Raw genomic sequence first — 1,238 nt, 5'->3', positions numbered from 1 at the left:
TGTAGTGGCAGACTAAACCCGAACACTATTTTAAGTGGTAGCATTACACTTAATAACGAGGTGTTCAATGAGAAGACAAAGACGGTCATTCAGTCCGGAATTTAAACATGATGCAGCGAGCCTGGTGCTTGATCAGGGGTATAGTGTACCCGAAGCAAGTCGCGCGGTAGACGTTCATGAAAATACTCTGCGCAAATGGGTTCAGCAACTTGAGTCCGAACGAGGCGGCAGCACGCCGAAATCAAAAGCCCTGACACCAGAACAGCAACGTATTCAGGAGCTGGAGGCTCGTGTGAATCGCCTAGAGCGAGAAAAAACTATTTTAAAAAAGGCTACTGCACTCTTAATGTCCGACGACCTGAAATCCACGCGCTGATAGACCGGTTGAGGGTGCATGAATCAACAGAATTGGTCTGTTCAGCTCTAGGTGTTGGTGTCAGTAGCTATTACGAGCGACGAAAGCGCCACCGGCTGATTGGCGCTAAACGACGTATTCTGCGAGCCAGAGTGAAGCGTCTGTTCGATAAGAGTCGTCAGTCTGCTGGCACACGAACGCTTGTTGATATGCTTCGCGATGAAGGCATCGTCATGGGTCGGTTCAAAGTAGGCCGGCTGATGAAAGAACAAGGGCTGACGAGCAAGCAGCCGGGTAAGCACGCTTATAAAAACGTACAGGTTGAGCGGCCAGATATCCCTAATTTACTGGACAGGCAGTTCAATGTGGAACAGCCCAACCAGGCCTGGTGCGGTGATATCACCTACATTTGGACAGGCTCAGCATGGTATTACGCAGCCGTCGTGATTGACCTGCATAGCCGAAGAGTTATCGGCTGGAGTATGTCACACCGACCGGACGCGGAGCTTGCCGTAAGAGCTTTAGACATGGCTTACGAGCTGAGAGGTAAGCCAAGAGGCGTGATGTTCCACAGCGATCAGGGCTCTCAGTACGGCGCTCGTAAATTCAGACAAAGGCTGTGGCGTTACAAGATGAGCCAGAGCATGAGTCGCCGAGGGAACTGCTGGGACAATAGCCCAATGGAACGCGTGTTCAGAAGTCTGAAATCAGAATGGATGCCATCAACCGGCTACTGTTCGCCTAATGAAGCAAAACGAGATGTGGGATATTACCTGATGAATTATTACAACTGGGAAAGACCGCATCAATTTAACAACGGGCTACCACCGGCAAAAGCGGAAGAATTAGCTAAAAAGGTGTCCGGGTTTTATTGACCACTACA

The 1,238-nt window shown here is 49.9% G+C and carries 1 protein-coding gene; it reads left to right on the top strand.

Annotated elements, in window-relative coordinates:
• Positions 1-67 precede the first annotated feature (67 nt).
• A protein-coding gene (locus ACFI6L_RS20240) for an IS3 family transposase (RefSeq protein ID WP_462574701.1) occupies positions 68-1,230 on the top strand; the annotation gives its coding sequence in 2 pieces (ribosomal slippage) (positions 68-323 and positions 323-1,230; 1,164 coding nt in all).
• Positions 1,231-1,238: the final 8 nt, after the last annotated feature.

The sequence above is a fragment of the Alteromonas sp. G4i35 genome (assembly GCF_054960375.1).
Note: the sequence above shows the minus strand (reverse complement) of the source record. Positions and strands in the feature narration are given on the sequence as shown.